We start from the raw sequence: 6,025 nt of genomic DNA on the forward strand, positions 1-6,025 counted from the left end.
CCGGTGATCACCGGATCCGCGCCGTTGGTGTGTCCGGGGGCGACTCAGCGCGACTCAGCGCGGCTCGAGGCGCACGATGACGGCCTTGGAGACTGGGGTGTTGCTGCCGATCGCGTTGCTGGACATCGAGACCAGCACGTTGGCCTCGGGATAGTAGGCGGCGGCACACCCCTTGGCGGTCGGGTAGGACACGATCCGCAGGTCGGCCAGGGTGCGGTCCGCCTCGCCGGGCCACTCGCTGATGACGTCGACGCGCTGACCGTCGGTCAGGCCGAGCTCGACCAGGTCGTCGGGGTTGACGAACACCACGTCGCGGCCCTTCTTGATGCCGCGATAGCGGTCGTCGAGGCCGTAGATCGTGGTGTTGAACTGGTCGTGGGAGCGCAGGGTCTGCAGGATCAGCCGCCCCGCAGGACGTTCGAGAGGCTCGAGGTCGTTGACCGTGATCCGCGCCTTGCCGGTGGCCGTGTGGAAGGTGCGGGAGTCGCGCGGCCCGTTGGGCAGCACGAAGCCCTCCTCGAGCCGCACGGCAGCATTGAACGACTCGAATCCGGGGACGACGCGGCTGACGCGGGTCCTGATGACGTCGTAGTCGTCCATCATCTCCTGCCAGTCGATGCCGTGGCGGTCACCGAGGACGGCCTGGGCGAGGCGCCCGATGATCGCGACCTCACTCAGCAGGTTCGGAGCCACCGGTGGAATGCGGCCGTGGGTGGCGTGGACGGCGCACACGCTGTCCTCCACCGACAGGAACTGCGCGACGCCGTTCTGGACGTCGATCTCGGTACGACCGAGGGTGGGCAAGATGATGGCCTCCTCGCCGGTCACGACGTGGGAGCGGTTCAGCTTGGTGGAGACCTGAACGGTCAGCTTGGCGCCACGCATGGCCGCCTCGACGGCGTTGGTGTCGGAGATGGCACCGACGAAGTTGCCGCCCATCGCGACGAACACCTCGATGTCGCCGCGCTGCAGCCCCTCGAGGGTCGCGATGGCGTCGAAACCGTGCTCGCGGGGTGGGTCGAAGCCGAACTCGGCACCCACCGCGTCGAGGAAGGAGTCGGACATCTGTTCCCAGATGCCCATGGTGCGGTCCCCCTGGACGTTGGAGTGTCCGCGGATGGGGGAGGCGCCAGCACCGGGGCGACCGATGTTGCCGCGCAGCAGCAGGAGGTTCACCATCTCCTTGATGGTGTCGACGGCCTTGCGGTGCTGCGTGATGCCCATGGCCCAGGTGATGATGACGCGATCGGCTGCGATGTAGCGGGCGGCGAGATGATCGATCTGCTCGACGCTCAGCCCGGTGGCGACCAGCACAGCAGCCTCGTCGAGGTCGCGCAGGTGCTCGCGCAGCTCGGCGAGACCGTCGGTGTGCTTGGTCAGGAAGTCGTGGTCGAGCACGGTGCCGGGGGCCGCGTCCTCGGCGTCGAGCACGCGCTTGCAGACGGCCTGCAGCAGGGCCATGTCGCCGCCGGAGCGGATCTGCAGCAGCTCGTTGGCGATGTCGGTGCCGCGACCCACGACGCCGCGGGCCTTCTGCGGGTTCTTGTACCGCTTCAGACCGGCCTCGGGCAGCGGGTTGACCGCGACGATCGCGCCGCCGCCCCGCTTGCACTCCTCGAGCGCGGTGAGCATGCGGGGGTGATTGGTGCCGGGGTTCTGGCCCATCACGATGATCAGATCGGCCTGGCCGAAGTCGTCGTACTGGATCGTGGACTTGCCGATGCCGAGCGTCTCGCCCATCGCCGTACCGGTCGACTCGTGGCACATGTTGGAGCAGTCGGGCAGGTTGTTGGTACCGAAGGCCCGCACGAACAGCTGGTACAAGAATGCGGTCTCGTTGGCGGTGCGGCCGCTGGTGTAGAACGAGGCGCGATCCGGCGAGTCGAGAGCGTTGAGGCGATCGGCCACCACCGCGAACGCGTCGGCCCAGCTGATGGGCACGTAGTGATCAGAACCGGCCGGCTTGTGCACCGGCTCGGTCAGGCGACCCTGCTGGCCCAGCCAGTACTCGTCCTTGTCGTTCAGCGACGTCAGGGAGTTCTCGGCCCAGAACGAGGTGGGCACCGTGATGGGAGTGGCCTCCCACGTGACGGCCTTGAGGCCGTTCTCGCAGAACTCCAGCGGGCTGCGATGGCTCGGGTCCGGCCACGCGCAGCTCATGCAGTCGAAGCCGTCCTTCTGGTTCATGGCTGTGGTCAGCAGTGCCGTCCGCTTGGGGCCGAGCTCGCGCAGCGCAGGACCCATCGAGTGCAGGACAGCGGGCAGGCCGACGGCCGAGGTCTCAGGGTCCTTGACCTCCAGGTCTGGGTACTCCTCGTTCATTGGTCCGCCTTCACGCGATCGTCCCTGCTGTACACGACCATCGAGGTTCCGCGAAGAAACCCGATCACCGTGAGTCCTGTCTGCTCGGCCAGCTCGATGGCCAACGATGATGGTGCCGAAACGGCTGACAGTACCGGTATGCCCGCCATCGAGGCCTTCTGCACCAGCTCGAAGCTGGCGCGACCCGAGACCATCAGGACGGTGCCGGTCAGGGGGAGCTTCGAGTGCTCGGCAGCCCAGCCCACGACCTTGTCGACGGCGTTGTGTCGGCCGACGTCCTCGCGGGTGACCAGCAGCTCGCCGGTGCGTCCGTCGAAGAGGGCTGCGGCGTGCACGCCGCCGGTGCGGTCGAAGACGTCCTGGCCTGCGCGGAGCTGATCGGGCAGCGAGGCCAGCTGGCGGTCGGTGACCTGCAGCAGATCGTCGGCGACCGGATGCGAAGAGCTCGTGCGGACCGCATCGATGCTGGCCTTGCCGCAGACGCCGCAGGAGCTGGTGGTGTAGACGTGGCGGGTCAGGTCGGTGCTGGGCGGTTCGACGCCCGGCGAAAGGGCCACGTCGAGCACGTTGTAGGTCTGGAGACCGTCGTCGTCCGTGCCGGCGCAGTAGCGGATCGCCGCGATGTCCTCCCGGGCCGCGACCACGCCTTCGGAGATCAGAAAGCCGGTCGCGAGCTCGAAGTCGTGACCGGGCGTGCGCATCGTGATCGAGAACTGTTGGCCGTCGACCCTGATCTCGAGCGGTTCCTCGACAGCGAGGACGTCCTCGCGACGAACTGCAGGTTCCCCGACCGTCATGCGAGTGATTCGGCGGCGTGTGGTGATGCGACCCATTCGTCATGAGTACCACGTGGTGCCATGGTGGGCAGGTGGCCGATACCGAGGAGAGCACCGTGGGGACGCGCTGGGACGCGATCGTGCTCGCCGGGGGGCGGTCGAGCCGCCTGGGTGGTGTCGACAAGGCGTCCCTCCGTGCCGGGGGGAAGACGCTGTTGGACCTCACGCTGGACGCGGTCTCGGGTGCCGAACGGATCGTCCTGGTGGGGGAGAGGTCGCAGGTTCGAGCGGGGGCGAGGACCGTCGTCGTGCGCGAGGATCCGGCAGGTGGCGGCCCCGCCGCCGCCATCGGTGCCGGTCTGGAGGAGGTCGCGGCAGGGGTGACCGTGGTGCTCGCCTGCGACATGCCGCGAGTGGGCGAGGTCGTTCCCGTGCTGGTGCAGGCTCTGCACGGTGCCGACGCGTCGGTGCAGTCCGTGGTGGCCCGCGACGGCGACCGGGCCCAGTACCTGGCTGCCGCGCATCGCACGTCCTCGCTGCGTGACCGTGCGGACGCCCTGGCGCCCCTGGCCGGCCGGTCCGTGCGCCGGCTGTACGCCGAGCTCGCCGTCCTGATGGTCGACGTGCCACCCGGCAGCACGCACGACATCGACACCTGGGACGACGCTTCCCAGGCGGGACTGACCCACTGACGGTCGGGGAGGCGATTTTGCGCATCGACAGGTAGTTGCCTATGCTAACGATATGGTTTCATCCTGCAACGAAGGCACTCTCGACAGCGCCCACGATCTGGCGCGAGCGGTGGCCCGCCTCAATCGGCGCCTGCGTCAGGAACGACGCAGCGATCTCACGCCTTCACAGATGTCGGTGCTCGGCACCATCCGTCAGATGGGCTCAGCCACACCGAGCGCCGTGGCCGCTCGCGAACGGGTTCAGCCGCCGACCCTGACCCGGATGCTCGCCGCCCTGGTCGATGCCGGGCTCGTGCTGCGCGTCCAGCACCCCGACGACGGACGCCAGGTGCTCGTCTCGTTGTCCGACCGTGGCGACACGGTGCTGTCGGCCGAACGCGAGCGACGCGATGAGTGGCTCGCCGACCAGCTCGACACCCTGCCCGCAGACCAGCGTGACCTGCTCGACGCAGCCGCGGATCTGCTCGACCAGATCGCCAGCGCATGAGGGCGTCGCGAAACGCCACCTTCGGCGCGCTCGCCGTTCCCAACTACCGGATCTATGCCGGGGGATCGCTGCTGTCGAACGTCGGCACCTGGCTGCAGATCACCGCCCAGACCTGGCTGGTGCTGCAGCTGACTGACAGCGGCTCTGCCGTCGGCTTCGCGATCGCGCTGCAGATGCTGCCGTCGCTGCTGTTCTCGCCGGTCGCGGGCGTGCTGGCTGATCGTTTCGACAAACGCACCCTGATGAGCTGGCTGCAGGTCGGCATGGCCGTCCCCTCGGGAGTGCTCGGTGTGCTCGCGATCTCCGGCCAGGTGCAGCTGTGGCAGGTGTACCTGCTGGCCTTCTGCTTCGGGACCGCACGTGCCTTCGAGGCGCCGGCGCGGCAGGCGTTCGTCGGTGACATGGTCGGACCTGAGCACCTCAGCAACGCTGTCGCCCTGAACTCGGCGTCGTTCAACTCCGGACGACTCGTCGGCCCCGCGTTGGCCGGACTGATGATCGCTGCTCTGGGGTCGGGGGTCGCTGCCACCGGCTACGTCATCGTCGGGAACGCCCTCAGCTACGGATTCGTCCTGCTGGCGCTCCGCCGCGTCGATCCGAGCCTCCTGCTCCAGTCGAGCCACGGCCGCGGAGGCCGTGGTGCTGTGCGCGAGGGAGTGCGGTACGTCCGGAACCGCCCGGATCTGCTGCTCCTGCTCGGAACCGTCTTCTTCCTGGGCGCATTCGGGATGAATTTCCAGATCACCACGGCCCTGATGGTCACCGACGTCTTCGAGCGGGGAGCTGGCGAGTTCGGACTGCTCGGATCGTTCGTCGCGATCGGCTCGTTGGCCGGATCGCTGCTCGCCGCCCGCAGGCCACGACCTCGCCTGCGGTTCGTGGTCGGAGCGGCGCTGGCCTTCTGCGTCGTGCAGGCGCTCTCCGGACTGGCGCCGACCTATGTGACCTACGCCCTGATCATGCCGTTCATCGGACTCACGGTGCTCACCGCTGTCACGACCGCCAACGCGCTGATCCAGCTGACCTCCGCGCCTGCCATGCGAGGCCGAGTCGCGGCGCTGTACCTGATGGTGTTCATGGGCAGCACCCCCGCCGGTGCCCCCTTCATCGGATGGGTCGCCGAGCAGCACGGTCCGCGGGTGGCTCTCGTGGTCAGCGGCTCCCTGGCTGGTGCCGGCATCCTGGGGTGCGCTGCCTGGTTCGTGCGCCACGACTCGCGACCCCTGGCCCGGCTCCGTGAACGTCGCCGGGCCGGAGCCGTGCCGCGCCCAGGGCGCATCGGACCAGCCTCGTCCGGCCTGGCCGACTAGCGTGGACCCATGCATGTCGAGCGCACGTTCATGGTCAACCGTCCGATCGAAGAGGTCTTCGACTACCTGAGCGACTTCGAGAACACCAACGAGTGGGATCCGGGCACGGTGGAGACCAAGCGGGTCAGTGGCGACGGTGGACTGGGCTCCACCTACGCGAACACCTCGACCTTCGTGGGGCGCACGGTCGATCTGGAGTACACGACCGTCGGGTACGAACGTCCCACCTTCTTCTCGTGCCAGGGCAGGAACAAGAGCTCGACGGCTACCGACTCGATGAGGTTCACCCGCCAGGGCGATCGCACCCAGATCCACTATCGCGCCGACTTCACGTTCCACGGTCTCGTCAAGCTGTTGGCCCCGTTCGTGGTCAAGCCCAAGCTGTCCGATCTCGCCGACGAGACCATCGCCGACATCACCAAGGCGCTCGATCCGCAG

General features: G+C 68.1%; 6 protein-coding genes. 4 read left to right on the top strand and 2 right to left on the bottom strand.

What is annotated here, in order from left to right; genetic code table 11:
* Positions 1–54: 54 nt before the first annotated feature.
* Both ACHAA3_RS14600 and fdhD read right to left on the bottom strand, forming a co-directional pair.
* Complete coding sequence (locus ACHAA3_RS14600; RefSeq protein ID WP_435709765.1) at positions 55–2,322, bottom strand: FdhF/YdeP family oxidoreductase; 2,268 nt, start codon at positions 2,320–2,322, stop codon at positions 55–57.
* Entirely contained in the window at positions 2,319–3,119 is an 801-nt protein-coding gene (fdhD, locus tag ACHAA3_RS14605) for a formate dehydrogenase accessory sulfurtransferase FdhD (protein WP_435709766.1), read from the bottom strand. The genes ACHAA3_RS14600 and fdhD overlap by 4 nt, the downstream gene beginning before the upstream one ends.
* Positions 3,120–3,190: 71 nt before the next feature.
* Here fdhD and mobA point away from each other — a divergent pair, with 71 nt between their 5' ends.
* From mobA to ACHAA3_RS14625, 4 genes are all read left to right on the top strand, one after another.
* Positions 3,191–3,790 (top strand): molybdenum cofactor guanylyltransferase, encoded by a 600-nt coding sequence (mobA, locus tag ACHAA3_RS14610; RefSeq protein ID WP_435709767.1) that lies wholly within the window; start codon positions 3,191–3,193, stop codon positions 3,788–3,790.
* 52 nt (positions 3,791–3,842) lie between these two features.
* Positions 3,843–4,277, top strand: coding sequence for a MarR family winged helix-turn-helix transcriptional regulator (locus tag ACHAA3_RS14615; RefSeq protein ID WP_435709768.1), 435 nt, complete (start codon positions 3,843–3,845; stop codon positions 4,275–4,277).
* Positions 4,274–5,587, top strand: coding sequence for an MFS transporter (locus tag ACHAA3_RS14620; RefSeq protein WP_435709769.1), 1,314 nt, complete (start codon positions 4,274–4,276; stop codon positions 5,585–5,587). Before ACHAA3_RS14615 ends, ACHAA3_RS14620 begins: the two co-directional genes overlap by 4 nt.
* A 9-nt stretch (positions 5,588–5,596) precedes the next feature.
* The coding region (locus tag ACHAA3_RS14625; protein ID WP_435709770.1) for an SRPBCC family protein at positions 5,597–6,025 on the top strand (429 nt) is incomplete at its 3' end.

It is taken from the genome of Aeromicrobium sp. CF3.5 (genome assembly GCF_051262695.1).
In the GTDB taxonomy this organism is placed as follows: domain Bacteria; phylum Actinomycetota; class Actinomycetes; order Propionibacteriales; family Nocardioidaceae; genus Aeromicrobium.

Bases quoted from the DNA above. Each gene is read 5' to 3' on its own strand.
- ACHAA3_RS14600 (WP_435709765.1), bottom strand. From the start codon at position 2,322: ATGAACGAGGAGTACCCAGACCTGGAGGTCAAGGACCCTGAGACCTCG.
- fdhD (WP_435709766.1), bottom strand. From the start codon at position 3,119: ATGACGGTCGGGGAACCTGCAGTTCGTCGCGAGGACGTCCTCGCTGTC.
- ACHAA3_RS14615 (WP_435709768.1), top strand. From the start codon at position 3,843: ATGGTTTCATCCTGCAACGAAGGCACTCTCGACAGCGCCCACGATCTG.
- ACHAA3_RS14620 (WP_435709769.1), top strand. From the start codon at position 4,274: ATGAGGGCGTCGCGAAACGCCACCTTCGGCGCGCTCGCCGTTCCCAAC.